Here is a 26,560-nt window from a genome sequence, read left to right on the forward strand (position 1 = left end):
TTTCTATTATCTTTTTTCCACAAACTTGTGAATTTGTTAGTTATTTTTGTTCCTTGTGGAAAACTTTAAAAATTCATGCTAAACTTATTTTGACTTAATCTGTGGATAATACAGTACTTGGAGGAATTTTTTTGTTTGATTTAGATAAATTTTGGCAATTTTTCAATGCTGAGATGAAAAAAAGCTACAGCACCGTTGCCTATAACGCTTGGTTTAAAAATACTAAACCTATTTCCTTTAATAAAAAGACAAAAGAAATGATAATTGCTGTTGAATCTCCAGTTGCAAAAGGGTATTGGGAAAAGAACTTGGCTTCTCAACTGATTCAAGAGGCGTATGCTTATGCAGACATGGAAATTCAACCAAAATTCGAAGTGGCAGGTAAAGAAGGACCTGAACGTCTAGTTACGCCAAAACCAAGAATTAAAACTAATCAAGAAATATTAGAGGATCGCCGTGACGAATTTGCTCAAGATCTTCAATTAAACAGTAAGTACACTTTTGATACCTTTGTTCAGGGTGAAGGAAATAAGCTAGCAGCCGGAGCCGCTTTAGCAGTTGCCGATAACCCAGGAAGTTTTTATAATCCTTTATTTATCTTTGGTGGTGTGGGTTTAGGTAAGACGCACTTAATGCAAGCTATCGGCCATCAAATGCTAGCCGAAAAACCCCATGCAAAAGTGGTCTACATTCAAAGTGAGACTTTTGTAAATGACTTTATTAATTCGATAAAAAACAAAACTCAAGCTGAATTTCGTAATAAATATCGAAATTGTGATCTGCTATTAGTAGATGATATTCAATTCTTCTCTAAAAAAGAGGGGATTCAAGAGGAGTTTTTCCATACTTTTGAAACTCTTTATAATGATCAAAAACAGATTGTTATGACTAGTGATCGTCTGCCAACTGAAATTCCTGAATTATCAGAACGATTGGTTTCTCGATTCGCCTGGGGCTTACAAGTTGAAATTACGCCACCTGATTTAGAAACTAGAATTGCAATTTTACGTAAAAAAGCTGAAACAGATGGTTTGGCAATTGATGACAGTACCCTTGACTATATTGCTTCGCAAGTTGATACCAATATTCGAGAACTCGAAGGCGCTTTAGTTAAAGTTCAAGCCCATGCAACAATTGAACGTGAAGATATTAACGTTGATTTAGCAAAAGAAGCTTTAGCAGACCTAAAACTTGTTCAAAAAAATAGAGGACTTCAAATCTCAAAAATCCAAGAAGTTGTCGCAAATTACTTTCAAACTTCAACTACAGAACTAAAGGGAAAGAAACGGGTAAAACAAATTGTTGTCCCGCGGCAAATTGCGATGTATTTGTCACGTGAGTTAACAGATTCCAGCTTACCTAAAATTGGACAAGAGTTTGGTGGCAAAGATCATACCACGGTTATGCATGCCTGCGATAAAATTTCTCGTGCCTTAAAAACCGATGCCGAAATTAAAGCAGCTGTGTATGATTTAAAAGCAATGCTTGAACACTAAAAGTTAATAACATGTGGATAAGTTCTTCTTTTGTCCACATCCATTAAACAGACAAAAGTCCGTTTTATTCAGGTGTTTGACTACTTTCCCACAGATTCCACTGGCCCTACTACTACTTCTAAGTATTTAAATATATAATTAAATAAATAAGACAAAGTACATATAACTTCACAGGAGGTAAACGATGCAGTTTACAATTAATCGTAATTTATTCCTCGAAAACCTAAATAATGTAATGCGTGCAATTTCTTCACGTGCAACTATTCCAATTTTAAGTGGTATAAAACTTAACCTTACTGATGAGATGCTAACTTTAACCGGTAGTGACACTGACATTTCGATCGAAATTCAGATTCCTGTAAACGATGATCTAGTTGTTCAATCTACAGGTTCGATTGTTTTACCTGCACGCTTTTTTAGTGAGATCGTTAAAAAATTACCTGGTAAAGACTTTTCATTTGAAGTAAGAGAAAGCTTCCAGACTAAAATTGTTTCTGAAAATACTGAATTTATGATCAATGGCTTGGATGCAAATAACTATCCTCATCTACCAGAAATTTCTACTGATGCCTCATTTAAGATTTCAGGTAAAACTTTTAGAGAAATTATTAATGAAACTGTTTTTGCTGTTGCTACTCAAGAAAGTCGTCCTACTTTAACAGGTGTTAATTTCATTTTTAATAACTCATCAATTAAGGCAGTTGCTACCGACAGTCACCGTTTATCACAGCGTCAAATTTCTTTAGAAAACGGCCCACAAACTAGTACTGACTTAATAATTCCAGGAAAGAGTTTAGTAGAATTAGCTAGAATTATTGGTGAAAACGATCCTGAAATTACAGTAAATCCAGGTGAGAACCAAGTTTTATTTGAAGTCGGAAATATTGCATTCTATTCCCGTTTGCTTGATGGTCAATATCCAGATACTGATCGTTTAATTCCAACTGAATCTACTACTTCTGTTGAATTTGAACTGCCAGTTTTAGCTAGGTCTCTAGAACGTGCAAGTCTTCTTACGCATGAAAGTCGAAATAACGTAGTAAAAATGACTCTTGATGTTCAAAATCAATTAGTTAAGCTTCAAGGTGATTCTCCAGAGATAGGTAATGTGGAAGAAGAAATTAGTTTTAAGAAGCTTGAAGGCGAAGGTTTGACAATTTCATTTAACCCTGACTATTTAAGAGAGGCTTTGCGCGCATCAATTACTGATTCCATTATTATGAACTTTACGCAGCCATTGAGACCATTTACAGTTGTACCTGCAAAGCAGGATGTCAACTTTACGCAACTGATTACTCCAGTGAGAACATTTTAAATGCCTGAAAAAGAGCTACTTTGGTAGCTCTTTTTTTCTTGTTGTACTTAAAAGCTAAATTTAGCCTGATTAAACGAATTTTTCTCTAGTTAAGTATAGTCATATTAAATTAGGAGAAAATGGCTTAAAAAAGGCTATAATGCCTCATAAAATTGAATTTCACATAAAAAAACGGTATAATAACCAGGTATGACAAGGTAAATGGGGTGATATTATCAAAAAATTCACAATTAAGGGAGAATATATTACGCTTACTCAATTTTTAAAAGAAGAAAGCGTGATTTCTTCTGGTGGTCAAGCTAAATGGTATCTAAAAGAAAATCCTGTTAAGTTAAATGGCGAACTTGAAGATCGTCGCGGAAAGAAAATACATGCAGGCGATGTATTGAACTTAGCTGGAGAAGAGTATGAATTTGTTTCAGAGTAGCCAATGTATCTCGCAAACTTTGAATTGAAAGACTTTAGGAATTTTAAAGAATTAAAAACAGATTTTGATCCTCATGTAAATATTTTTATTGGTCCGAATGCCCAAGGAAAAACTAATTTACTTGAGGCAATTTATTTTTTAGCCCTAACACGATCCCATCGAACTAATAGCGATAAAGAATTAATTCGCTTTGGCAGTAAATTTGCCGGTTTACAAGGTCGAGTTCATAAAAGCCAACTGCAAGTAGAGCTTAAATTACGTTTAACAGCTAATGGAAAAAAGGCTTGGGTAAATCGCTTGGAGCAAAAGAAGCTTTCTGCTTATGTTGGGCAAATGAATGCAATTTTGTTTTCTCCAGAAGATTTAGCCCTAGTTAAGGGAGCACCATCTGTTAGACGGAGATTTATGGATTTAGAGTTTGGGCAGATTAATTCAGAATATCTATATTTTTCAAGTCAGTATCGTCAGGTACTGCAACAGAGAAACAATTATTTAAAGCAACTAAGCATCAAAAAAGCAAATGATCAAGTTTTTTTAGATGTCTTATCTGATCAGCTGGCAGGAATTGCAGCAGAGATAATATCGCGAAGAATAAAATACATCAAAAAACTCAATTCCTACGCTAAAGCTGCTCATAGCGAGATTAGTGGTCAAGCTGAAAAATTGCAGATTTTTTACCGTCCATCAGTTAAGGAAATTATCCCAGAGGATAATGTAGAGACCATTTATCGAAAAGTTATTACTAGTTATAAGAAAAATCGTCCTAATGAAATTCGAAAGGGCACTACTCTAAGTGGCCCGCATCGAGATGACTTGGAGTTTTTAATTAATGAAAAAAATGCCCATGATTTTGCATCTCAAGGACAGCAACGGACGATTTCTCTAAGCGTCAAGTTAGCCGAGATTCAATTAGTACATGAATTGACGCAAGAATATCCAATTCTGTTATTAGATGATGTGATGAGTGAGTTAGATCATCGAAGACAGAGCCGTTTATTGAACTATATTCATGGCAAAACGCAAACATTTATAACAACGACAGATTTAGAAGGTATTTCTTGGGAAATCGTGAAGGAACCTAAGGTTTATCACATTTCTGCTGGAACGATCAGTGCAAAGGAGAGTTAAATGGCAGAAGATAAGAGCAAGGCAGCATTAAATAAAGCTAAAGACTTTGAAAAACGTGCTGATACTTACAACGCAAGTCAAATTCAAGTTTTAGGTGGACTTGAAGCAGTTAGAAAACGCCCAGGTATGTATATTGGCTCAACTAGTAGCCAAGGTTTACACCACCTTGTTTGGGAAATTATTGATAATAGTATTGATGAACGATTAGCTGGTTTTGCAACCAAAATTGAAATTACTGTTAATGAAGATGGCAGTGTAACCGTTCAAGACGATGGACGTGGTATCCCTGTCGATATTCAAGCAAAAACCGGTCGTCCAGCCTTAGAAACTGTATTTACTGTTTTGCATGCCGGTGGTAAATTCGGCGGTGGCGGATACAAGGTATCTGGTGGTCTTCACGGTGTTGGTGCTTCTGTAGTAAATGCTCTTTCAACTAAGCTTGATGTTACAGTTATGAGAGATGGAAAGAAGTATGCAATTTCCTTTGATCATGGCCGTGTCGTAGGAGAAATGAAACAAATTGGAACAGTTCCTCTTGAAGAACATGGAACAATTGTTCATTTTTACCCTGATCCAGATATTTTTACTGAAACTACAACTTTTGACGACAAAATCTTAAAGAACAGAATTCGTGAACTTGCTTTCTTAAACAAAGGCTTAAAGTTGACCTTTACTGATAAACGTAAAGAAAGTGCTGAAACTGATGTCTACCACTTTGAGGGCGGTATCAAGGAATACGTTGCCTTTTTAAATAAGGGCCAAGAAGTCCTATTTGATGAACCAATTTATGTTGAAGGTAATTACGAAGGAATTGATGTTGAAGTTGCCTTGCAATATACCAATGGTTATAAGACAACTTTAATGACTTTTGCTAACAACATTCACACCTACGAAGGCGGAATGCACGAAGCTGGATTTAAGACAGCTTTAACTCGTGTAGTTAATGATTATGCTCATAAGGCTAAGATCCTAAAGGACAAGGACGATAACTTATCTGGTGAGGATATTCGTGAAGGAATTACAGCTGTTGTTTCTGTTAAGCACCCTAACCCTCAATTCGAAGGTCAGACGAAGACAAAATTAGGAAACTCTGATGCAAGAACTGCAGTGGATCGGGCATTTTCAGAAACATTTAGCCGCTTCTTAATGGAAAATCCTTCTGTTGGTCGTAAGATTGTTGAAAAGGGTCAACTTGCTGAAAGAGCGAGAACTGCTGCTAAACGAGCTCGTGAAGTTACACGTAAGAAGTCAGGTCTTGAAATTGCTAACTTGCCAGGAAAATTAGCCGACAACACTAGTAATGATCCAAGTATTTCTGAATTATTCATTGTCGAGGGTAACTCAGCCGGTGGATCAGCAAAACAAGGACGTTCACGTTTAACTCAGGCTATTTTGCCAATTAGAGGTAAAATTTTGAACGTTGAAAAGGCTTCAATGGATCGAATTCTTGCAAATCAAGAAATTAGATCGCTCTTTACAGCTTTAGGTACTGGATTTGGTGCTGATTTTGACGTGTCAAAAGCAAGATATCACAAGTTAATTATTATGACAGATGCCGATGTTGACGGTGCTCACATTAGAACTTTGCTTTTGACTCTCTTCTACAATTACATGCGTCCAATGATTGAAAAAGGCTATGTTTATATCGCTCGTCCACCTCTATACCAAGTTCGTCAAGGTAAGATAGAGAAGTATTTAGATACAGATGAAGAGTTACATGATTATCTAGGTACGCTTCAGCCAAGCCCTAAGCCGGTTGTTCAACGTTATAAGGGACTAGGAGAAATGGATCCAGAACAGCTATGGGAAACGACTATGAACCCAGAAAATCGTCGTTTAGATAGAGTAAGTCCTGAATACGCTGAAGACGCTGATAAGGTCTTTGATCTTTTGATGGGGAATGAAGTAGGTCCAAGACGAGAATTTATTGAAAAGAACGCTAAATACGTTGAGAATTTAGATGCTTAGGAGGCTTTAGATGGCTAACGAAAATCAACCTCAAGATCACAGAATACGTAATGTTGATTTGACCCATACGATGCGTAGCTCTTTCTTAGATTATGCTATGTCAGTTATTGTGGCTCGTGCCTTACCTGACGTTCGGGATGGTCTAAAGCCTGTACAACGTCGTATTCTTTACGGAATGCATGAACTAGGAGTTACACCAGATAAACAGTACAAAAAGAGTGCCAGAATTGTTGGAGAAGTTATGGGTAAGTTTCACCCACATGGTGACTCCTCAATTTACTTAGCTATGGCTCACATGGCTCAAGACTTTTCATATCGTTATATGCTAGTTGATGGACACGGAAACTTTGGTTCTGTCGATGGGGATGAACCAGCCGCAATGCGTTATACCGAGGCAAAAATGAGCAAAATTGCGGTTGAAATGCTTCGCGATATCAATAAAGAAACGATTGACTGGCAACGTAACTATGATGATACGGAAAATGAGCCGGTAGTTTTACCTGCCAGAATTCCTAACTTACTTGTAAATGGTGCTAGCGGTATTGCTGTTGGTATGACGACTAATATTCCACCACATAATTTGGCGGAAGTAATTAGTGGGATCCATATGTTGATGGATAATCCAGATGTTACTACCAAAGACTTAATGAAGGTCATTCCTGGTCCTGATTTTCCAACTGGCGGTATTGTAATGGGACGTGGCGGCATTTACCGCGCATATGAAACAGGTAAAGGTAATATCGTTGTTCGTGCAAAGACTAATATCGAAACAGAAAAGAATGGCCGTGAACGAATCGTAGTTAGTGAATTACCATACTTAGTAAATAAGGCTGAATTAGTTAAGAAAATTGCAGATTTAGCTCGTGAAAAAATAATTGATGGTATTACTGGAGTTCGTGATGAATCAGACCAGACTGGTATGAGAATTACGATTGATATTCGCCGGGATGCAAGTGCTAGCGTGGTTTTGAATAACTTATTTAAAGAAACCCAAATGCAGGCAAACTTCGGTATGAATATGGTTGCGATTGTTAACGGCGCTCCACACTTCTTAACTTTGAAGCAAATGCTTGAATACTATCTTCACCATCAAGAAGATGTTATTACTCGCAGAACTAAGTTTGAATTAAAGAAGGCTGAAGCTAGAGCACATATTTTAGCTGGATTGAGAATTGCGCTAGATCATATTGATGAAATCATTAAGATTATTCGTGGATCCCAAAATAGCGATATTGCTAAAGCACAATTGATTCAAAACTTTGGCTTAGATGATCGTCAATCTCAAGCTATTTTGGATATGCGTCTGGTTCGTTTAACAGGTTTAGAGCGAGACAAGATTGAAGCTGAATATCAAGATTTACAAGCAAAAATTGCAGATTACAAAGATATTCTCGCTAAGCCAGAACGAATCGATGAAATTATCTACAATGAATTGCTTGATATTCAAAAGCGTTTTGGTGATGATAGACGAACTAAGATTGCGGAAGGCGAAGCAGTTTCAATTGAAGATGAAGATTTAATTGAACAAAAAGATGTATTGCTAACTCTCACTCACAATGGCTACATTAAGCGGATGCCAGCTGATGAATTTAAAGTACAAAACCGTGGTGGACGCGGAATAAAGGGAATGGGAGTACAAGATGATGACTTTATCAATCACTTGATCTTCTCAAGTACCCATGACTTTTTGTTATTCTTTACTAACTTAGGTAAGGTTTACTCAAAGAAGGCTTATGAAATTCCAGAATTTGGTAGAAACGCTAAAGGATTGCCAATCGTTAACTTGCTAGAGCTCGATAAGGGTGAAAAGATTCAAGCGGTAATTAATGTTCCGGAAGGCGCAGATGATAACTATCTCTTCTTTGTTACTAAGATGGGAACAGTCAAGAGAACAAAAGTTAGTGAATTTCAAAATATCCGTCGTAGTGGTTTGATTGCCTTGACTCTTCGCGATGGGGATGAGTTAAATAACGTTTTAACTACTGATGGTAAGCAAAATATCCTTATTGGAACTCATTTAGGCTATGCGGTTACCTTTAATGAAAATGATGTTCGCTCAATGGGTAGAACTGCAGCAGGTGTACGCGGAATTAATCTAAGAGACAACGATTACGTAGTCGGATCTGATATTTTAGAACCTGATTCAGAAGTATTAGTAATTTCTGAAAAAGGATACGGAAAGCGGACCGCAGCTTCTGAATATCCAGTTAAGGGACGTGGTGGTAAAGGAATTAAAACTGCCAACATTACTGAAAAGAATGGTCCTTTAGCAGGTGTAACAGTAGTTAATGGTGATGAAGATATCATGTTAATCACTAGTGCTGGCGTTATGATTCGTTTTGACGTTGATGACGTTTCTCAAACTGGTCGAGCTACTTTAGGTGTACGTTTAATCAAGGTTGATGATGGTGCTCAAGTTGCAAGTATTACTGCAGTACCGAAGGCTAATGATGAAGACGAAGAAGCAACTGATGAAAAAGAACCAGTAGAAGAAAATTAATAAATAAAAAAATTACCAAATTTTTGCGTAATAATAATTGAGTAATGTAACTCAGGATCGCGTGAAAAATATTTGGTAATTTTTTTGTTTCTGTGATAAAATCAAACATTGTGAGTAATATTATTCATTACTCCTTGTTCTTGATTTTAACAAGAACCATTTAGTCCAAGAGGAGGTGCAATTATTATGGCAAAAACTAAGTACGAAGTTACTTACATCATCAAGCCTGATATTGACGAAGATTCAAAGAAAGCATTGATCGATCGCTTCGATAAAGTTGTTACTGACAACGGTGCTGAAGAACTTGAATCTAAAGATTGGGGTAAGAGACGTTTTGCATACGAAATTGAAAAATACCGTGAAGGTACTTATCACATTATGACTTTCGTTGCAGAAAACTCTGAACCAGTTGATGAATTTGGTCGTCTTTCTCGTATTGATAACCAAGTTTTACGTTCAATGACTGTAAAATTAGATAAATAATTTGTTTTCGTGAATTAGGAAGGGGACAAAAGTATGATTAATAATGTTGTACTTGTTGGCCGTTTAACACGTGATCCTGATTTACGTACAACCGGGAGTGGAATCTCAGTTGCTACGTTTACTCTAGCTGTTGACCGTCAATACACCAATAGTCAAGGTGAACGTGGTGCTGATTTCGTCAGCTGTGTAATTTGGCGTAAAGCTGCAGAGAATTTTGCTAACTTTACTTCCAAGGGTTCACTAGTTGGTATTCAAGGTCGGATTCAAACTAGAACGTATGATGATAAAGATGGTAAGAGAGTCTACGTGACTGAAGTCATCGTTGATAATTTCTCTTTACTAGAATCACGTCGCGACCGTGAAAATCGTCAGACTAATGGTGGTAATTTTGCTCCGCAAGGAGGAAATGCTCCAAGTACCAATAACTTTGGTGGATCAAGTGCACCAAGCACTAATAATGCTCCTGCTGGTGGAGAAAGCAATAAACCGCAAGATCCATTTGCAGATTCAGGTAGCACTATTGATATCTCGGATGATGATCTCCCATTTTAAATTTAATTAGAAAGGATCTTTGATATGGCTCAACAAAGAAGAGGTGGCCGTCGTCGTAAGGTTGACTTCATTGCAGCTAACCACATTGACTACATCGACTACAAGGATGTTGATTTGTTGAAACGTTTTATCTCTGAAAGAGGTAAGATCTTACCACGTCGTGTCACTGGCACTAGCGCAAAGAATCAACGTAAGTTGACTGTTGCTATTAAGAGAGCTCGTGTTATGGGCTTATTGCCATTTGTCGCAGAAGACTAATAAAACAGATCAAAAATAATAAAAGAGTAGCATATGCTACTCTTTTTATTTTATTTTTTGCGGTATTATAAAAGAAGTAAACGGAGGGATTGTCATGATTATTAAGCAAAAATTAGCCGGAAATATTGATTTTGACTATAAATGGTACGATATTTATAACTGTGATGATCATGATATAAGATTATTGAAGGATGACTTTGATTTAACTTCAGAAATTATTTCTTATATCACCGACCTTCACGAGCGTCCCCACTTTGATCATGACTACATTACCAATAGTGATTTGTTAGTTTATGATGTGCCAGTTTGGCCAACAGCAGATGCAGACCATTTCACTACTTTACCAATTAAGTTTTTGATGGTTGGACATACTCTTTTTACAGTTCATTCTCCTGACACAACTTATATGATTGAAGAATTTAGGCAGAAGCCAGATGAACATATTCATAGTGAAAAAGAACTGATTTTTGCAATTTTATTTGCAGTTACTAAATATTTTCAAAGAGCCTTGAGTCAGCTGAATAGTCAGAGACTGGTTTTAGATAATCACTTAAGTGAGAGGATTCACAATAAAGACTTGCAAGAGTTATCACAAGTTGAAAAAAGTTTAGTTTATTTGTCTAGCTCAATTAGGACTAATCTAATGATGCTTGAGAGCTTAAAAAATAAAAAATCAGGTCTTCATATGAATGCGTCTGAAGAAGAAATGTGTGATGACATTATTATTGAAGTTCAGCAGTCCTCGCAAATGATCAAAATTTATAGCGAAGTGACTGAATAAATATCTAAAACATCCAATAATATTTTGAATAATAACTTGAACAATACGATGCAGTTTTTGACTGTCTGGTCACTTCTTTTAACAATTCCAACGATTGTAACAGGATTTTTTGGAATGAATGTGGACTTACCTATTTTTCATAATCCATTTGATTGGGTAATAATTACTGTTGGTTCGATTATCGTAATGGCAATTTTACTTTGGTATTTACGTCGACACAATATGCTATAATGCTTGCTTAGCTTAGATGATGAGCAAGCATTTTTTGATGTATAATATAAAATGATGTAGTATATGTTTTTTATGATATTAATGCTATAACAGGAAGGAATTTCAATGAAAGGCTTTTTACGCAAATTAGAATTGCCTGAATTTGTTAAAGATACGCGTTTAACAGCATCATTGATTATTGTCCTAGTCTTATCCTTATTGGGAGCTATTATTGGGATGCTAATTAGTCCGTTATTTGGACTAGCAATGGTGCTACTGTTTATCTTGACGGTTATTTTTGCAGTATATGGCATTTATGTTCTAGCTGGTAATACAAACAACTATGCTGCTAATCTTTCATATCGTATCAAGCGCGGTGAACAAGAGGCAATGATCAAAATGCCACTTGGAATTATGCTTTACGATAAGGACCGACAGATTCAATGGATTAATCCATATCTACAGATGTATCTGCATGATAAAGATATTATTGGCTCTTCGATCTCTTCAGTTGATAAAGAATTAGCCAAATACATTGATGATGCTATTAAGTCTAATAGTAAGCAAAATAAAATTATCAAATGGGGCGACCGAAAGTTTGAGATGGTCGTCCAGGATGATTTAGGTGTGGTTTATTTACTTGATATTACGCGTTACGCAAATATTGAAGAAAAGTATAAACAAGAAAGATTGGCAATTGGCTTAATATTTATTGATAACTATGATGAATTAAGCCAAGCAATGGGCGATCAAAACTTAACAAATATGAGTTCATACGTTCAAACTACCCTGAGCAAGTATGCAGGTCAATTTAATTCATATCTTAAGCGTATAGATGAAGATCACTTTATTTTGTTAACGCATATGCACGATTTAGCCAAGATGGAAGATAATAAGTTTTCTATTTTGGATAAGGTTAGAACTGAATCAAGTAGAAAGAATATGCCGTTGACCCTATCAATTGGGATTGCTTTTGGATCTGAAAGCTTAAATGAGATTGCTGACCAAGCACAATCTAATCTAGATTTAGCCTTAGGACGTGGGGGCGACCAAGTTGTTGTAAAACAATCAGGTCATGAAGCCCGCTTTTATGGTGGAAAATCTAATCCAATGGAAAAACGTACGCGAGTAAGAGCTCGAATGGTTTCTCAAGCTTTGGTAGAATTATTTAAAGGCGTTGATCACGTCTTTGTTCAAGGACATCGAAATCCAGACTTAGATGCTATCGGTTCAGCGATTGGAATTGTTAAAATTGCTAGAATTCATGGTGTAAAAGCTAGCGTCGTAGTAGATGTTGACCATGTCAATTATGATGTAGGACGCTTAATCGCTAAAATGCAAGCTGCTGGAATTGATAAGGATGTATTTATTTCACCTAAAGATGCTCTTGAAGCAGCAACGGATGAGTCACTTTTAGTTTTAACAGATCATTCTAAGTACAGTATTACTTATGATCCTGAACTTTATAAGCGCTTAAAGAATCGTTTAATCATTATTGACCATCACCGTCGGGGGGAAGAATTCCCGGAAAACCCAATGCTCGTATATATTGAACCATATGCGTCCTCAACGTGTGAGCTAGTAACAGAAATGATTGAATACCAACCGCAAGGTGGCGAGGGAGTCTTAACTGACTTAGAAGCTTCAGCAATGCTAGCTGGTATTACGGTTGATTCAAAAGAATTCTCCTTGAGAACAGGGACTAGAACTTTTGATGCTGCAAGTTACTTGCGATCAATTGGAGCAGATACTCAGGTCGTATCTGAGCTTTTGAAGGAAAATATTGATAATTACTTGCAAAGAAGTCATTTAGTTTCTACTATTGACATGATTGAACCAAATATGGCGCTCTTAATGGGAGAAGATAATAAGATCTATGATCCAATTATTACTGCTCAGGCTGCAGATACTGCTTTATCTCTTGAGCATGTAGATGCCAGTTTTGCATTAACTAGACGCAGTAAAGATGTAATTGGAATTTCGGCCCGTTCAATGGGAAATGTTAACGTTCAAGTAATTATGGAGAAGCTAGGTGGCGGTGGTCACTTGTCTAATGCAGCAACTCAAATTAAGGGCGTAACAGTTGAAGAAGCTAAAGATAAGTTGCTTGCTGCAATTAATGAATATCTTAAAGAAAATGAATAGGAGTGAAATTCATGAAGGTTATTTTTATTAAAGACATGAAGGGTAAAGGTAAGCGTGGAGAAGTTAAGAACGTACCCGATGGCTACGCTCAGAATTTTTTGATTAAAAATGGTTATGCAAAAGAAGCTACTAGCTCCAACTTAAATACCTTAAAACGTGTTCAAAAGGCAGAAAAAGATGCTTACGAAGCAGAAAAAGCAGCAGCTGAGGATATTAAGAAAAAACTTGAAGATGACAAGACTATCGTAAACTTTAAGTCTAAAGCTGGCACTGACTCTCGTTTATTCGGCTCTATTTCAAGTAAGAAGATTGTTGAAGGACTTGAAAAGCAATATGGTATTAAAGTCGACAAGCGTAAATTGGAGCTTCCAGAGCCAATTAAATCTTTAGGATACACAAATGTACCTGTTAAGCTATTTAAAGGCGTAGAAGCAGTAATTCGCGTTCACATTACGGAGCAAGACTAATAATGGATAATGTTGTTTCTCAACAAATTCCCCATGATAGTGAAGCAGAGAAGGCGGTCCTAGGGGCCGTCTTTTTAGATCCAGAAGCCATTATTGATGCTTCAGATATATTACAACCTGATGATTTCTATGAGCACGCAAATAGAATTGTTTTTCAGGCGATGCTTAATATTTCTGATCGTGAGGAAGTAATTGACCCAGTAACTCTGCAGGATGAGTTAAAGAAAAATAATCAGGTAGATGATATTGGTGGGATTGCATATGTAACGGAATTGTCAATGGCAACGCCAACAGCAGCCCACCTTACTTATTACGCTAAGATTGTAAAACGTAAGGCAATTCTCAGAAATCTAATTTCTACTAGTCAAAGAATTATTCAAAATGCCATTGAGGGTTCTGATGATGTAACTGATATCTTAGATGACGCTGAAAGCCAAATAATGGGCGTCTCACAGGATAATGCTAGTGGTGGGTTTAAGTCTATTCATGATGTCTTAAACACAACTATGGAGGAGATTAACTCTATTCCTGATGATGGAAATACAGTTACGGGTTTGCCGTCAGGATTTTCTGAATTAGATAAGATGACTACTGGTTTTCACGATGATGAGTTGATTATCTTAGCTGCTCGTCCTGGTGTTGGTAAAACTGCCTTTGCTTTAAACGTAGCGCAATTTGTAGGCCTAAAAACTGATAAAACTGTTGCTATGTTTTCACTAGAAATGGGAGCTGAACAGCTAGTTCAAAGAATGCTGGCTTCAGAAGGCTTGATTGATTCACAACACCTTAGAACTGGTCAATTAACTGATGAAGAATGGCGCAAATTAGTTGTTGCGGCAGGTTCTTTAGACAATACAAGTATCTATATAGATGACACGCCTGGAATTAAGATGAGTGAAATTCGGGCTAAAGCACGTAGATTAGCTAAAGAAAAGGGAAACTTAGGGTTAATTGTAATCGACTACTTGCAGTTAATTGAAGGACCACGTAGTGAATCGCGTCAGCAAGAAGTTTCTGCAATTTCGCGGCAATTAAAGAAGTTAGCCAAAGAACTACATATTCCAGTTATCGCTTTATCACAGCTTTCTCGTTCGGTTGAACAACGTCAAGATAAGCGACCGGTCTTATCTGATATTCGTGAATCCGGTTCTATTGAACAGGATGCTGATATTGTTGCCTTTCTTTATCGTGATGACTATTACCGCGATGAACGGGATGAAGATGATGAGGGTGAAGTTGAGGCGGAAGAAGATAATGGCGAAGTAGAAGTAATTATCGAAAAGAACCGTTCTGGTACACGCGGAACAGTTAAATTGATGTTCTCCAAGCCATACAATCGTTTTTCAAATCTTGACTATACTCATAATGAGGCTTAAAAAATAATTTGTAAGCGTTTCATTAATTAGCTATACTGGAAGAGTTAAAAGTCTATCTTTTTAAGAAATAATTAAATGAGAAAGTGTAAGTTAAATGGTAGAAGGTAAATATGTAGGTAGTATTGAAGCCGGTGGTACTAAATTTATCTTGGCAGTTCAAGATACAGAAAGCGGCGAAGTTGTAGCAAAGAAGAGAATCCCAACAACTGATGCAAAAGAAACTTTAGCAAAAAGTGTTGAGTTTTTTAAAGAACATCCAGTATCTGCTTTAGGAATCGGAACTTTTGGTCCAATTGATATCAATTCAAATTCAAGAACATTTGGTTACATCTTAGATACGCCTAAGCGTGGCTGGTCTGGAACAAATGTTAAAGGCACTTTTGAAAAAGAATTGGGTATTCCAGTTGTAATGACTACCGATGTTAATGCATCTTGCTACGGTGAATATATTGCGCGTGGCAGAGATAATTCTAAGACTTACTTTTATGTAACAATCGGAACAGGAATTGGTGCTGGTGCAGTTCAAGCCGGGAAGTTTATTGGTCTAAATAATCATCCAGAAATGGGACATATGTTAGTAACTCCTTATCCAGGCGATAACTATACTGGAAAATGTCCATTCCATGGTAATAAATGTGTTGAAGGGATGGCAGCGGGTCCTTCACTCGAGGGAAGGACCGGCATTCCGGGTGAGAAATTACCTAGAGACCATAAAGTATTTACTTATGTGTCTTACTATGTAGCACAATTATTGTTTAATGCTTATATGACTATGCGTCCTGATGTAATGGTTGTTGGTGGATCAGTTTTAAATGATCAGGATCTGGTACAAGTTCGCGGATTCTTTAAAGAGTTCAACAATAACTATGTAGCAACTCCAGATGTTGATGAATTAATTGTTCGTCCAGCCGTTGCAGATAATGGCTCTGCAACTTTAGGTGATTTTGAATTAGCTAAAGAAGCTTTAAAGAATAAGTAATTCATATTAATGTTTATATTTAAAAAAGCAACTTCAATTTGAAGTTGCTTTTTGTTTCACATGAAACATATAATTAACTGCCATCGTAGGAATCATCAACAATTGGACCTTTGCTTGAGTCATTGCCTAGTGGCTTTAAGTGTTCATTATGGCTAAGAAAAGGAAGGTTAATGTACTGACGAGCAGTTGCTGTAATGTCAGAGATAATCTCGTTAGCAATTAAGCGTGCGTCAGGATCAAGGGCAAGATAGGCATGGCTAAATTGAATTGCACCACGAATTTTATTAGTTGTTAGTTGACTAGCCTCAGTAATTTTTTGAGATTCTAATGCAGTAAAGAAGGCTAACCAAAAAGCTTCGCGCTTTTCACGTGGAATCTTGGTATTCCAAGAAATAAAGGTACTTCTAATAATTCTGCTTGCGTTGCTTAAACCTGGTGCCATTACGAAGCTATTTCGCGCTACTTCCCAATGTAAAGGATTATGCTGCTTCATTAAGTGCTTCATTCTACTTTTAACTACGATAACACGTTCTGGGTGGTCAAGCATCATTCCAAAAATTGATCCTTCAGGAACATAAGTCATCATTTTTGGAATTACGCGTCGAAATTCAATCTGGTTATACATTTCTTTCATAAAACCAGGTCCATCGAAACTATAAGCCTTAATGACTCTGTCTTGAAGGCGAGGGGAAGCTGCATAAAGTGCATAAGCGGCGAAATTTCCACCTTTTGAGTGGCCTACTGTGTAGATTTTCTTATCAGGGTAAGCTTTAGCCATTTTATCTAGATAATCTGCTGCTACACTTTGACCAAAGATTTCTGGCTGATAACTCATATCGACGTCTTCGTTCAGTCCTACCATCGATCCGTCAGTTCCACGGTAAGCCACCAGAATAGTTTTTGAATCTAATTCAATTGTCATTGCAGTGAATTGGACGGGGGGCTTTTTTTGAGAAAGGTGCGACCAGTCGAGAAAGTGCATATTTTTATAGCGGTCGCTTAAATTTACTAGTTCTGCCTCTAATTTATCTGAGTGAATTAAGGTTTTCCTTTGTATTAAGCGTTTTGTAGCTGCCTCAAGCGTATGACCTTTAACACTGGAATCAAAAGGAAGGTAAGCAAAAGCAGCGAAAAGACCTGCATCTAAACTGTTGAATGGTTCCCGATCTAATGTTAGATCACCCCGCCAGCGAACATAATCAAGTACTTTACCCAAGATAAAAGTCCTTTCGTTAACGGATATAGTACTTTCATTTTAATGCTTTTTTGCTTAAAGATAAAAGAGGACGCTTGATGCTCATTAGAAGCAACAAAAAAGAAGAGCTAAGTTGCTCTTCTTAGTGATTAGAATATTAATTGGATAGTTTCAAGAGGAGATAAAGGAGCCTTAATTGTAGCAACATTATCTGTTACTTTAATTTTCACTACTTCTTTTTCAACGCTATTATCACGTCTTCGAATTAAAGTGGCTGTATTAGAAGGTAGGGGTTTACTTAAATGCCAGTTGATCTTTTGGTAACCATCTAAGTTGAAATTGGCTAGCCAGACAATTTTAACGTTTTCTTGAATGTTTAATTTGACGTGAGGCATATTGATTAAATAGTCAATTGGTTCAACGCTAGCTAGAATTTGTTGCATTAAACCTTGCTTATAAGATGAAAATTGTGATTCCCAACCGTGTTTTGGATCTTGATCCATTGGTAATACAATTATGTGATCATCAATAACGGCCATGAAGTTTCCAAGTTTTTGGTCGATCGAATTATAGGCTGAACTCCAAATCTTAACATTACTATCTGCTTGATAGTCTAGCTGTAGATAGTTGCCAGTATGTTGCAGCATCGTAATACGAGGGTTCTTAACACCTTGAACAGTTGTGCCATCGGCTTGTTCAAATGATTGGTAGCCACTCTTGCATGGATGCCATTTAGCACTTTGAATATGAAGTAAATTGCCTATCTTTCTGTCTAGTAAAACCTGGATACTTTCACCGTCAAGCAGAACTGTGTTTTTAGTGATTAGATTAGTGATTTGTTCATTTGAAAGGTTGCGTAATAATTGACCAGCAATTGCAATGGTTTGATTTTCAATTGCAAGGTCATCTTGAACAGGAAGAATAGTTGTCGCAAAACCGAAACTTGCTAATAAACTAGCCCAATTTTTTTCATGTGGAAGTAGCTCTTCTGGTTCTTTTCCTAAAGTTGTGTGAGCAGTATAAGCAGAGTCTTGATCTACTAAAACTTTAATACCACGTAATTTTTGCATGTTAAGGCGATGGTCAGCTAGGGCAGAAGCAAAAGGCTTAATATCAGCTAACATTTTGTCATAGCCCCAATCTTCGTTTACACCATTGCCCATCATGTCAAAGATATTAAGCATGATTCCTTTAGCTCCGAGAAGTGCTGTGGTAATAATTTGAAAGTCAATAAAGGTATTAGATTTTACTTGCGGTGTCCACATTGAATTTTCTAATTCTGGATAAAGCTCAGCCCGAGGTCCTAAAAAGGCAGCCGTAGGTCGACTATATTCTTCGAATTTACGACCATAAATTAAAGGAGCAACTTCGTTATAGGACGGTAAGTGTGGACGTGCTACGCGAGGATGTCCAGGACCTGCTTGGGCGTCAAATAAACTAGCCCAGTCTCTGCCTTCAATAGCATGCCAATCAGGAAATGAAGTCATTTGTCCTAAATCAGTATTAGGACTAACTTTGTGAACTGCTTGTTCAATTAAGTGCTCGTTTTCGATCATTTCCTTACGTGCTTGATCAAGATAAATTTTTCGCTCAATAGTAGGTTCGCCAGGTTTAAGCATATTTTTAACAAATTCTGCACGGCTTTCTGCTTTACCCAATTTTTCTTGATATAGTTTCATATGATAGTCGCAAAAACACATTAACTTCAATGGAGTATGGTTATAATGCCGAAAATCGTCTTCCATCCATAAACGACGTGGATGAATCGAAGCATATTGAGCATACCTATCAGCTAAATACTTACGCCAAGTTGGATCTGCTGGACAAGCCATGTCTTTAGCTTGATTGCCATTAATATCGACAAAAGTATTAAAGCCAATTTCAGGATTAACGCTAAATCCGCGATCAGAGTGCATAATAGTTGTCCATGGATTTAGACTCGTAGTAACATCAAGCTTAGCTAATTGCTTTTGTAGGGGGATAATCGCATCAAGCCAGACTTGTGTTTCTTCCTTGGTTAGATGACTGTGGTTTAATTCTTCGCCATTAATAATAAAAGCCACGTCATCAATTTTGGCTTTTTGTACAAAATCTAAGAGTTTTCTATCTTTCTCAGGCGTATTAGTACGTGGATCGAAAACATAACGTAAAGTATAAATGTAGCTCATAATAAATCCTCAATATTCTATTCAATTAATATTCAAAAAAAGTGTGTAACTTAGTATATTAAGTTACACACATATCTTAGCATATTTTGAAAACGGTTTCTATAATTTTATTTTGCTCCGTGAGTAGAATTAATTCGGCGAATATTTTGGTCTTTTTCAAGAGCTAGGATGATGTCATTTTCATCTTTTCTATTCTTGATGACGCCATCTACATTAACAACAATGTGTTCGGAAGTTACATCAATAATTTTAATAGAAATTTGTTCAACTTCGTTTAAAGCTAGTTCTTTTTTCAATTCATTGAGAACGTCGGGACGGTTATTGGCTTCAATTTGAACGTTAAAGCGAACATGAAGAATAATAAAATTAATAAATGTATCATCATGAAAAATAATTTGGATAATGAATAAAAAGACTGTGCTGACAATTCCGATGACATACATTCCAGCACCCACTGCCATACCGATAGCAGCAGTTGCCCAAACACCAGCTGCAGTAGTTAAACCAGAAATCTGTTCTCGTCTAACTAGGATTGTACCGGCACCAATAAAGGAAATTCCAGTTACAATTTGAGCTGCAATTCTTGATGGATCAAGTGAAATATCATGTAGTGATAATAAGTCAAAGAAGCCATATTTAGAAACTAGCATAAATAGAGCAGAGGCGACGGCAACAACCATGTGAGTTCTAATGCCTGCGCTTTTTCTTTGAGTGGCACGTTCATAGCCGATTGCTGTTCCGCAAAGAGCGGCAACTAAAATTCGTAGTAACCAATCTAATTCAGTTGAAAGTGATGTTAAACCTACCATAATTAATCCCTTCTATATAACAGATACGCTTTTATTGTAGCCCAGATTTAGTCGAATATTCATTTAAGTAAAAAGTTTAAAAAATCTCTTGTACAGAAACATATAATATGGTTAAATACATAATTGTCATATAAACAGGCTGACTTAGCTCAGTTGGCAGAGCACGTCACTAGTAATGATGAGGTCGAAGGTTCGAATCCTTTAGTCAGCATTTTTTGTGCTCATATTTAATTAAAAGCTATCAAATTATTTCTTAAAATACTGATTTGATAGTTTTTTCTTTGCTTTGAACTAGAATAAAAAGGTTTGGGAGCAAGCGTTAAGCCTTTTTTGTGTTTAGGTATTTGAAAAGGATTATCTTCAGTATTAGAGATAATCCTTCTTGGTTCGAGCTATTATATTTTTTGACACGTTCAAGATGAGATAAAGTAATTAATTTATTAGCCAATAAAGATATTAACAATTTTAAAGCCAATTGTAGTACTAAATAATTATCTTTTAACTATTTCTTCTAAATTAATTGGGTTATTTAATTGATAATCTGCTTCAGGAAGTTCTTCATGTGCTCCCCAATTGGCTAAAGCAAATTTCACTTTAGCGGCGTTAGCAGTTAACATATCATATTTGGTATCACCTACATAAAGCGTTTCAGTACGATCTACACCAAGTTTACTTATTGCGAAATTTAATGGCTCAGGATTAGGTTTATGATTCTTAGTATCACTTGCAGTAACAATTACATCGAAATAATCATCTAGTCCAAAGTGACCGACTTCATTAATATATTCTTGTTTAGTTTTTGAAGTAACAATTCCTAAAGTAATTCCCTTTTGAGATAGAGATTTGATAGTTTCGGGGATATTATTAAATAATGTATCTTCATCAACTCGGTTACTAGCTTTTTCAGACCAACTTTTAGCCATTTTATTGATCAATACTTTATTCTTAGTAAAATGCTTAATGGCATCTCTTCCAGGAATTCCCAATGCAAAGGCTAAATCGTTAATATTAACATTTGTATTTAAATATTCTTTAATAACCTCTTTGAATGTGGAAAGAACAACCTTTTGTATATCAACAATAGTGCCATCTACATCGAATAAAATTGTCTTAATCATAATTTACTCCTTATTTATAAAGCGGTTACAGCAATTATATCAAAAGCATAATTATCTGAATATGAAAAAACTACTAATTTCCTTAATAGCAATAGCGTTTATAATTGGCATCATTTTTAATTAATACACTAGAGAACTGAAATAAGTTTACGTAATACCGTAATACGCCTTGTTTTAGTTTTTTATTGCTGTGGTTCAATACGTAATTGGATGGTCAATGATTTAACTAATGGAGTATCAGAATAAAGCTTAGTATTTATAGATCTACCTGTTTGTTAACAAAATATGTCATATATAATTGACAATTCTGAAATAAATATTATACTTAAAGTATAAAAAGTCACATATATATGACTTATAAGAATGATAGAAAGAATTGCCATGAACAGAGTTAAAGAATATCGAAAGCAAAAAGGCTTATCACAGATGGCATTAGCTAAAAGGATAGATGTTGCTAGGCAAACAATAAATTTAATTGAAAATGATAAATATAATCCTTCATTAGATTTATGTTTGAAGTTAGCGCATGAGTTAGATACAGATTTAAATACATTATTCTGGGATGGAGATGTTTAAGAATGAAAGCAAAAGAAACTAGATTCGAAAAATATATGAAATTTTGGTACGGAATTTCTGGTCCACTTGATGAGCAGAAGCGTCAAGTTATGAATCGAATTGGGAATAGGGCATTTTTTATTTTCTTTTTAGGGATGGATGCAGCATTCTTAATTTCTCTGGTTTTAATTTCTTTCTATGGAGCAAACGTTGCATACATTTTTCTTAGCGGTAGTTTTTTTGTAATGCTAATGATTGTTAGTTTTTATGTAATGTTTCAATCCAAGAAATTTAAATTAACGGATAATGAGATAGAAAAAAATGAAGTCTCTAATGCTAAAAAGTCTGCTTGGATAAGAGGAATGATGTCAGGTTTATTTTTTGGAATTATGATGTTGATCCTAAATTTTCTGACTAGCTACGGTGATGGTTCTTGGACCTGGATTGAGATTCCTTCTAGTATAATTGGGGGTCTATTCTTTGGTATTGTTATGTCATTAGTTTGGGTTCACAGAATTAAAGTAGTAAAAGACGAAGATTAAAGAATTAGCCATTTTTAATGCTAAATTGTTGCATTAAAAATGGCTTTTTTGTTGAAAGAACTTCACGTAGCCCATAAATATTTGTATCATTTAAATGTAATCGTTTGCATGAAGATAGAAAAGATAAAGAAAATGAAAACAACAAAATTAGGAAAAACAAGTTTAGATATTCCAGCTCTCGCTTTAGGCGTTATGCGGATGGGGACTAGAACTCCAGAAGAAGGAGCTGCTGCAATTAACGTGGCATATGAAGCTGGAGTAAATTTTATTGATTCGGCAGATATTTATGGACGTGGAAATTCAGAAAAAGTTTTTGGTAAGGCACTAAAATTATCTGACGTTAAACGTGAAGATTTATTTATTCAATCAAAGACTGGAATTGTCGTAGGGCCAAATGGAAGCCATGGATCGTTGGTTTATGGCTCACGCTATGAATTTACTAAAGAGCATATTTTGAATGCTGTTGATGGTATTTTGAAGAGAATGGATATTGATTACTTAGACTGCCTAGTCTTACATAGACCAGATGTCTTGATGGATCTAGAAGTAATTAAACAAGCCTTTGATGTCTTGCAAGCTACCGGTAAAGTTAGATTCTTTGGTGTATCAAACTTTAATCCTGCTCAGTTTAAGATGCTTCAAAATGCAGTAAGTCAGCCTTTAATGTTTGATCAGGTGCAGTTTGGATTAATGCACACAGGGATGATTGATTTTGGCTTGCATACTAATATGACTGATGATGCTTCTATTAATCACGATGGTAGTTTGCTTGAATTTCTACGGATGAATCACATTACTTTGCAGGCTTGGTCACCATTTCAATATGGAACATTCGAAGGTACATTTATCAATAATCCGGCCTTTCCTGAATTAAATAAGAAATTGCAGGAAATCGGAGATAAATATGGCGTTGGTAAAAATGCAGTTGCGGCAGCTTGGATTCTTAGATGGCCTGGACAGGTTCAAGTCATTATGGGAACTATGACACCAGCTCATATTGTCGATTCTGCCAAGGGTGCAGATATTGAGCTGACTAATCAAGAATGGTATGATTTATATTTTGCTGCAGGACACGATTTACCATAAAAAAGTTTTGCTTTTTATAAAATCATCTGATATACTAGTAGACGTTGTGAGAAATGCTGACTTAGCTCAGTTGGCAGAGCACGTCATTAGTAATGATGAGGTCGAAGGTTCGAATCCTTTAGTCAGCACAAGTTAAAAGTCCTAATCTGATGGTTAGGGCTTTTTTTGTTACTCTTTTAACTTGATATAATAAGATGTAGAAATAAATTGCGAAATATTAGAAAAGGTAAAAGCAGATGAAGCTAAATCAAGATAAAGAAACTTTAGATCAAATAGCGCCATTAGTTGAGTATGCTTTTTTAAAAAATAATGATATACGTGAGGATCCCAACTTTTTAAGTCGTTATAACCATAGTATGAGCTTTGGCGAATATAAAGACGGCCATCTTGCTAGCTATATTATGGTAAATAAATTTAAGAGTATGATTTTTGCTAAAAAGGTTAAAATGGGCGGAGTTGGCTATGTTGCTTCTTATCCTGAAAATCGTGGTCAAGGCGATATTAACCGTTTGATGAAGGAAATTATGTTAGAACTACATGACCAGAATTATGCAATTTCTAACTTAGCTCCATTTTCAGAGACTTTTTATCGTCGCTATGGCTATGAAAATGCTATTTATGAAAAAATGTATCAAATTCAGCCAGCCTACCTGCGCTTCTTTAAGGCTGTCCAAGAGGGAAAAGTAGTTCGCGGAAGATGGAGTGATTCATCCCTAAAAAACGCAGTAATTAAGCTATATCAGGCTAAACTCAATCAAGATGATCAAAGAAATACAGTAGTTCGCGCAGAATGGTGGTGGGATCGATTAGATACTTATTATCCTGGCAGATCAATTTGTGTTTATTTTGATAAAAAGCAGCAACCACAGGGGTATATGTTTTACCGAATTGTTGAGCGCAATTTTCGAGTAGAAGAAATGTATTATCAAACTCCGCAAGCAGCTAAAGCTTTACTAAGCATTATTGCAAGTCACAGTTCAAGTGATTTGAAGTACTATGTGAAAATGCCTGAAGAAAGCTTGTTAGAAGAATTCTTCCCAGAACAAGAAGGAATCACCGTTAAAATCTTACCTTACATGATGACTAGAATCATTAATATTAAGCAAGTGTTGGAAGCATCGCCTTTAGTTAATAATAAGAAACTAACTATTGAAGTCACTAACGATGATATTATTGCTGAAAATAACGGTGTCTGGTTAATTGACAATGCTAACGAACCAAGGGTAAGAGAAGTCGAAACCGATCCAGATTATACAGCTTCTCTGACCAACTGGACGAAAGTTTTATTAGGCCACTTAACTTTAAAGCAGGCAGTTCAATTAGGCTTTGTTAAAGAAAATCATCCAGTTAATACTGATTTTGTTAAGGGCGACGTTTCATTTTATGATTACTTTTAATTAAAAATAGTTTTTCTGTTGTTTTACGGCAGTAAGTCTCATAATCTTGCTATACTATTGATTTTAAATTTAAAAACCAAATATTATCCTACTTATCTTTTTTCATGCTAAGCTAAGGTAACAGATAAAACACAGAGAGGAGAAATTATAATGAAAGTAGGTATTATTGGTGCTTCAGGCATGGCAGGAAGTGCAATTTATAAGTTAGCTAGTCAAAATAAGGACTTAGAGGTAACTGGAATTGTTAGAGATGAAGATAAGGCTAAAAGAGTCTTAGGTAAGGATGCTAAACTCTTAATTGGTGACGTTTTAACAATGGATGACAGTTTACTCCAACAATTTAATGTGATTGTTGACGCCTTTGGGACTAAGCCTGAAAAAGCAAGAGATCAGGTAAAGCTTGCTACTAAGTTATGCGGTCTAGCTAAGAATAAAGATATTAGAGTAATTTTTATTTTAGGTGCTGGCAGTCTTAGAACTGGAATTGATAATCACTTAGTCGTTGAAGATATTAAGAAATTAACAGGCTCTGAAAACTGGATTAATACACCAAAAGAACAGTTGAATGAGTTGAATTATTTAAAGCAAGTCGAAGATGTAGATTGGCTCGGAATTTCACCAGCCTTAACCTTTGAAGCAGGTCCAGAAGCTGCGGGGTATATGTTAGGTAATGATACTTTGCTCTACAACAATAACAATGAATCTAAAGTAACTTCGGGCACAATGGCACGCTTAGTTGTAAATGAGATTGTTCACCCAGAACACCATAAAGAAAGAATTACTTTAGTCGATGAATAAAAAATAACCGCTACAACGCTCAGGCGCTATAGCGGTTATTTTTATGTAATATTTAATTATTAGCAACTAAAGAACGATAAAAGTTGGCTTTAGTTTGACGGTAGTAAGGAGTAATCCAAATAAATCCAATACCGCAAGTGATTAAACCAAGTAAGCCCCAACCAATGAAACTTAAGTCTAGAACAAATAAGTCCATCTTATGTCCATCCATTAACTTACGACTTTCGGTAATAGCTTCAGTTGCTCCAATATCAGTTTGACCAGCTGAAAACTTATCTTTTAAGATATAAGGTGTCATGGCATAGGAATAACCTTTAATAAAACCAGGAATAATAAATAAAATGGTCCATAAACTAACGAATAAATTAGTCATAAATAGGGTAAATAAACTATTCTTAAAGCGTCCGTTGCTATAAGCACTAAAAATACCAGAATACCAAGGCTCCATCTTGCCTGTTTCAACGAAATCTAAGATTGTGTAGGCAACTCCCCATAAAATTAAACCGGTAATTAAACCAACAATAATTTCTGATAGGTTATAGGCGGGCTTGTATCCTTGAATTAAGTTATCTTTATTAAAGCGTAGAACAGTATAAGTGAAGTCTTTTCCAGTCCAGATCCAGCGGTTGAGATCCATAATAACTGCGTTAACTAACCAGGCAAAGATAGTTAGGCAAATAGCCCAGCCCCAATTGCCGCGTAGTTGATCTTTTGCAGCTTGTTTCATTTGTGCACGTGTCATAGTATTACTTCTCTCTAACAATATATTAACTTCTAACCATTCTAATCTTACCACTAATCTTTAAG

General features: G+C 35.9%; 23 protein-coding genes, 2 tRNA genes and 1 pseudogene. 21 read left to right on the top strand and 5 right to left on the bottom strand.

Annotated features, from left to right (window positions below; all coding sequences use genetic code 11):
- Positions 1–131: 131 nt before the first annotated feature.
- From dnaA to LGAS_RS00070, 14 genes and pseudogenes are all read left to right on the top strand, one after another.
- Positions 132–1,496, top strand: coding sequence for a chromosomal replication initiator protein DnaA (dnaA, locus tag LGAS_RS00005; RefSeq protein ID WP_020807245.1), 1,365 nt, complete (start codon positions 132–134; stop codon positions 1,494–1,496).
- A 184-nt stretch (positions 1,497–1,680) separates the two neighbouring features.
- A complete protein-coding gene (gene dnaN / locus LGAS_RS00010) occupies positions 1,681–2,811 on the top strand; it encodes a DNA polymerase III subunit beta (protein ID WP_003648140.1) in 1,131 nt (376 codons plus the stop codon).
- Between the two features lie 211 nt (positions 2,812–3,022).
- Positions 3,023–3,238, top strand: a complete 216-nt coding sequence (gene yaaA / locus LGAS_RS00015) for a S4 domain-containing protein YaaA (RefSeq protein ID WP_035424372.1) — start codon at positions 3,023–3,025, stop codon at positions 3,236–3,238.
- A 3-nt stretch (positions 3,239–3,241) separates the two neighbouring features.
- Positions 3,242–4,366 carry a DNA replication/repair protein RecF gene (gene recF, locus LGAS_RS00020; protein ID WP_003648138.1) on the top strand — a complete coding sequence of 375 codons (1,125 nt, stop codon included), beginning with the start codon at positions 3,242–3,244 and terminating at the stop codon, positions 4,364–4,366.
- The gene (gyrB, locus tag LGAS_RS00025) at positions 4,367–6,334 is read left to right on the top strand and encodes a DNA topoisomerase (ATP-hydrolyzing) subunit B (protein ID WP_003648137.1); all 1,968 of its coding nucleotides are present in this window, start codon (positions 4,367–4,369) and stop codon (positions 6,332–6,334) included.
- 10 nt (positions 6,335–6,344) lie between these two features.
- Entirely contained in the window at positions 6,345–8,834 is a 2,490-nt protein-coding gene (gene gyrA, locus LGAS_RS00030; protein ID WP_003651627.1) for a DNA gyrase subunit A, read from the top strand.
- A 186-nt stretch (positions 8,835–9,020) separates the two neighbouring features.
- A complete protein-coding gene (gene rpsF, locus LGAS_RS00035; RefSeq protein WP_003648136.1) occupies positions 9,021–9,317 on the top strand; it encodes a 30S ribosomal protein S6 in 297 nt (98 codons plus the stop codon).
- Between the two features lie 33 nt (positions 9,318–9,350).
- Positions 9,351–9,869, top strand: a complete 519-nt coding sequence (gene ssb, locus LGAS_RS00040; protein WP_003648134.1) for a single-stranded DNA-binding protein — start codon at positions 9,351–9,353, stop codon at positions 9,867–9,869.
- Positions 9,870–9,893: 24 nt separating this feature from the next.
- Positions 9,894–10,127, top strand: coding sequence for a 30S ribosomal protein S18 (gene rpsR, locus LGAS_RS00045; RefSeq protein ID WP_003648133.1), 234 nt, complete (start codon positions 9,894–9,896; stop codon positions 10,125–10,127).
- 94 nt (positions 10,128–10,221) lie between these two features.
- Positions 10,222–11,139 (top strand): annotated as a pseudogene (locus LGAS_RS00050) (magnesium transporter CorA family protein).
- A 105-nt stretch (positions 11,140–11,244) separates the two neighbouring features.
- Complete coding sequence (locus LGAS_RS00055) at positions 11,245–13,263, top strand: DHH family phosphoesterase (RefSeq protein WP_011678712.1); 2,019 nt, start codon at positions 11,245–11,247, stop codon at positions 13,261–13,263.
- An 11-nt stretch (positions 13,264–13,274) separates the two neighbouring features.
- Positions 13,275–13,730, top strand: coding sequence for a 50S ribosomal protein L9 (rplI, locus tag LGAS_RS00060; RefSeq protein WP_003651632.1), 456 nt, complete (start codon positions 13,275–13,277; stop codon positions 13,728–13,730).
- 2 nt (positions 13,731–13,732) lie between these two features.
- Positions 13,733–15,106, top strand: coding sequence for a replicative DNA helicase (dnaB, locus tag LGAS_RS00065; protein WP_003648131.1), 1,374 nt, complete (start codon positions 13,733–13,735; stop codon positions 15,104–15,106).
- 94 nt (positions 15,107–15,200) lie between these two features.
- Positions 15,201–16,085, top strand: a complete 885-nt coding sequence (locus tag LGAS_RS00070) for an ROK family protein (RefSeq protein WP_003648130.1) — start codon at positions 15,201–15,203, stop codon at positions 16,083–16,085.
- Between the two features lie 73 nt (positions 16,086–16,158).
- Here LGAS_RS00070 and LGAS_RS00075 read toward each other — a convergent pair whose 3' ends face one another.
- The 3 genes from LGAS_RS00075 to LGAS_RS00085 form a co-directional block, all read right to left on the bottom strand.
- The gene (locus tag LGAS_RS00075; protein ID WP_011678714.1) at positions 16,159–17,301 is read right to left on the bottom strand and encodes an Mbeg1-like protein; all 1,143 of its coding nucleotides are present in this window, start codon (positions 17,299–17,301) and stop codon (positions 16,159–16,161) included.
- 128 nt (positions 17,302–17,429) lie between these two features.
- Positions 17,430–19,448 carry a hypothetical protein gene (locus LGAS_RS00080; protein ID WP_011678715.1) on the bottom strand — a complete coding sequence of 673 codons (2,019 nt, stop codon included), beginning with the start codon at positions 19,446–19,448 and terminating at the stop codon, positions 17,430–17,432.
- Between the two features lie 107 nt (positions 19,449–19,555).
- Positions 19,556–20,257, bottom strand: coding sequence for an MgtC/SapB family protein (locus LGAS_RS00085; protein WP_011678716.1), 702 nt, complete (start codon positions 20,255–20,257; stop codon positions 19,556–19,558).
- Between the two features lie 138 nt (positions 20,258–20,395).
- Between LGAS_RS00085 and LGAS_RS00090 the strand changes: the two genes are divergently transcribed.
- Positions 20,396–20,468: transfer RNA gene (locus LGAS_RS00090), tRNA-Thr, on the top strand.
- Between the two features lie 280 nt (positions 20,469–20,748).
- On the opposite strand, the gene LGAS_RS00095 is transcribed toward LGAS_RS00090, so the two are convergent.
- On the bottom strand, positions 20,749–21,375 hold the full coding sequence (locus LGAS_RS00095; protein WP_003648126.1) for an HAD family hydrolase: 627 nt from the start codon (positions 21,373–21,375) through the stop codon (positions 20,749–20,751).
- 381 nt (positions 21,376–21,756) lie between these two features.
- Between LGAS_RS00095 and LGAS_RS00100 the strand changes: the two genes are divergently transcribed.
- The 6 genes from LGAS_RS00100 (at position 21,757) to LGAS_RS00125 (ending at position 25,753) form a co-directional block, all read left to right on the top strand.
- Positions 21,757–21,951 carry a helix-turn-helix transcriptional regulator gene (locus tag LGAS_RS00100; protein WP_003648125.1) on the top strand — a complete coding sequence of 65 codons (195 nt, stop codon included), beginning with the start codon at positions 21,757–21,759 and terminating at the stop codon, positions 21,949–21,951.
- A 2-nt stretch (positions 21,952–21,953) separates the two neighbouring features.
- A complete protein-coding gene (locus LGAS_RS00105) occupies positions 21,954–22,472 on the top strand; it encodes a DUF3278 domain-containing protein (protein WP_003651640.1) in 519 nt (172 codons plus the stop codon).
- Positions 22,473–22,604: 132 nt separating this feature from the next.
- Complete coding sequence (locus tag LGAS_RS00110; protein WP_035425087.1) at positions 22,605–23,558, top strand: aldo/keto reductase; 954 nt, start codon at positions 22,605–22,607, stop codon at positions 23,556–23,558.
- 55 nt (positions 23,559–23,613) lie between these two features.
- A tRNA-Thr gene (locus tag LGAS_RS00115) sits at positions 23,614–23,686 on the top strand.
- 108 nt (positions 23,687–23,794) lie between these two features.
- Entirely contained in the window at positions 23,795–24,955 is a 1,161-nt protein-coding gene (locus LGAS_RS00120) for a GNAT family N-acetyltransferase (RefSeq protein ID WP_003648121.1), read from the top strand.
- Positions 24,956–25,105: 150 nt separating this feature from the next.
- Positions 25,106–25,753, top strand: a complete 648-nt coding sequence (locus LGAS_RS00125) for an NAD(P)-dependent oxidoreductase (protein ID WP_003652615.1) — start codon at positions 25,106–25,108, stop codon at positions 25,751–25,753.
- A gap of 52 nt (positions 25,754–25,805) precedes the next feature.
- Here the strand turns inward: LGAS_RS00125 and LGAS_RS00130 are convergent, their stop codons facing one another.
- Positions 25,806–26,495: a DUF975 family protein gene (locus LGAS_RS00130; RefSeq protein ID WP_003651051.1), complete on the bottom strand. Its 690-nt coding sequence runs from the start codon at positions 26,493–26,495 to the stop codon at positions 25,806–25,808.
- Positions 26,496–26,560 lie beyond the last annotated feature (65 nt).

It is taken from the genome of Lactobacillus gasseri ATCC 33323 = JCM 1131 (assembly GCF_000014425.1).
Taxonomy (GTDB): domain Bacteria; phylum Bacillota; class Bacilli; order Lactobacillales; family Lactobacillaceae; genus Lactobacillus; species Lactobacillus gasseri.

Coding starts and splice junctions, on each gene's coding strand:
- LGAS_RS00105 (WP_003651640.1), top strand. CDS start 21,954: ATGAAAGCAAAAGAAACTAGATTCGAAAAATATATGAAATTTTGGTAC.
- LGAS_RS00055 (WP_011678712.1), top strand. CDS start 11,245: ATGAAAGGCTTTTTACGCAAATTAGAATTGCCTGAATTTGTTAAAGAT.
- gyrA (WP_003651627.1), top strand. CDS start 6,345: ATGGCTAACGAAAATCAACCTCAAGATCACAGAATACGTAATGTTGAT.
- LGAS_RS00095 (WP_003648126.1), bottom strand. CDS start 21,375: ATGATTAAGACAATTTTATTCGATGTAGATGGCACTATTGTTGATATA.
- LGAS_RS00085 (WP_011678716.1), bottom strand. CDS start 20,257: ATGGTAGGTTTAACATCACTTTCAACTGAATTAGATTGGTTACTACGA.
- ssb (WP_003648134.1), top strand. CDS start 9,351: ATGATTAATAATGTTGTACTTGTTGGCCGTTTAACACGTGATCCTGAT.
- LGAS_RS00120 (WP_003648121.1), top strand. CDS start 23,795: ATGAAGCTAAATCAAGATAAAGAAACTTTAGATCAAATAGCGCCATTA.
- gyrB (WP_003648137.1), top strand. CDS start 4,367: ATGGCAGAAGATAAGAGCAAGGCAGCATTAAATAAAGCTAAAGACTTT.
- LGAS_RS00080 (WP_011678715.1), bottom strand. CDS start 19,448: ATGAGCTACATTTATACTTTACGTTATGTTTTCGATCCACGTACTAAT.
- rplI (WP_003651632.1), top strand. CDS start 13,275: ATGAAGGTTATTTTTATTAAAGACATGAAGGGTAAAGGTAAGCGTGGA.
- rpsF (WP_003648136.1), top strand. CDS start 9,021: ATGGCAAAAACTAAGTACGAAGTTACTTACATCATCAAGCCTGATATT.
- LGAS_RS00100 (WP_003648125.1), top strand. CDS start 21,757: ATGAACAGAGTTAAAGAATATCGAAAGCAAAAAGGCTTATCACAGATG.
- rpsR (WP_003648133.1), top strand. CDS start 9,894: ATGGCTCAACAAAGAAGAGGTGGCCGTCGTCGTAAGGTTGACTTCATT.
- LGAS_RS00125 (WP_003652615.1), top strand. CDS start 25,106: ATGAAAGTAGGTATTATTGGTGCTTCAGGCATGGCAGGAAGTGCAATT.
- LGAS_RS00110 (WP_035425087.1), top strand. CDS start 22,605: ATGAAAACAACAAAATTAGGAAAAACAAGTTTAGATATTCCAGCTCTC.
- LGAS_RS00130 (WP_003651051.1), bottom strand. CDS start 26,495: ATGACACGTGCACAAATGAAACAAGCTGCAAAAGATCAACTACGCGGC.
- dnaB (WP_003648131.1), top strand. CDS start 13,733: ATGGATAATGTTGTTTCTCAACAAATTCCCCATGATAGTGAAGCAGAG.
- recF (WP_003648138.1), top strand. CDS start 3,242: ATGTATCTCGCAAACTTTGAATTGAAAGACTTTAGGAATTTTAAAGAA.
- LGAS_RS00070 (WP_003648130.1), top strand. CDS start 15,201: ATGGTAGAAGGTAAATATGTAGGTAGTATTGAAGCCGGTGGTACTAAA.
- dnaN (WP_003648140.1), top strand. CDS start 1,681: ATGCAGTTTACAATTAATCGTAATTTATTCCTCGAAAACCTAAATAAT.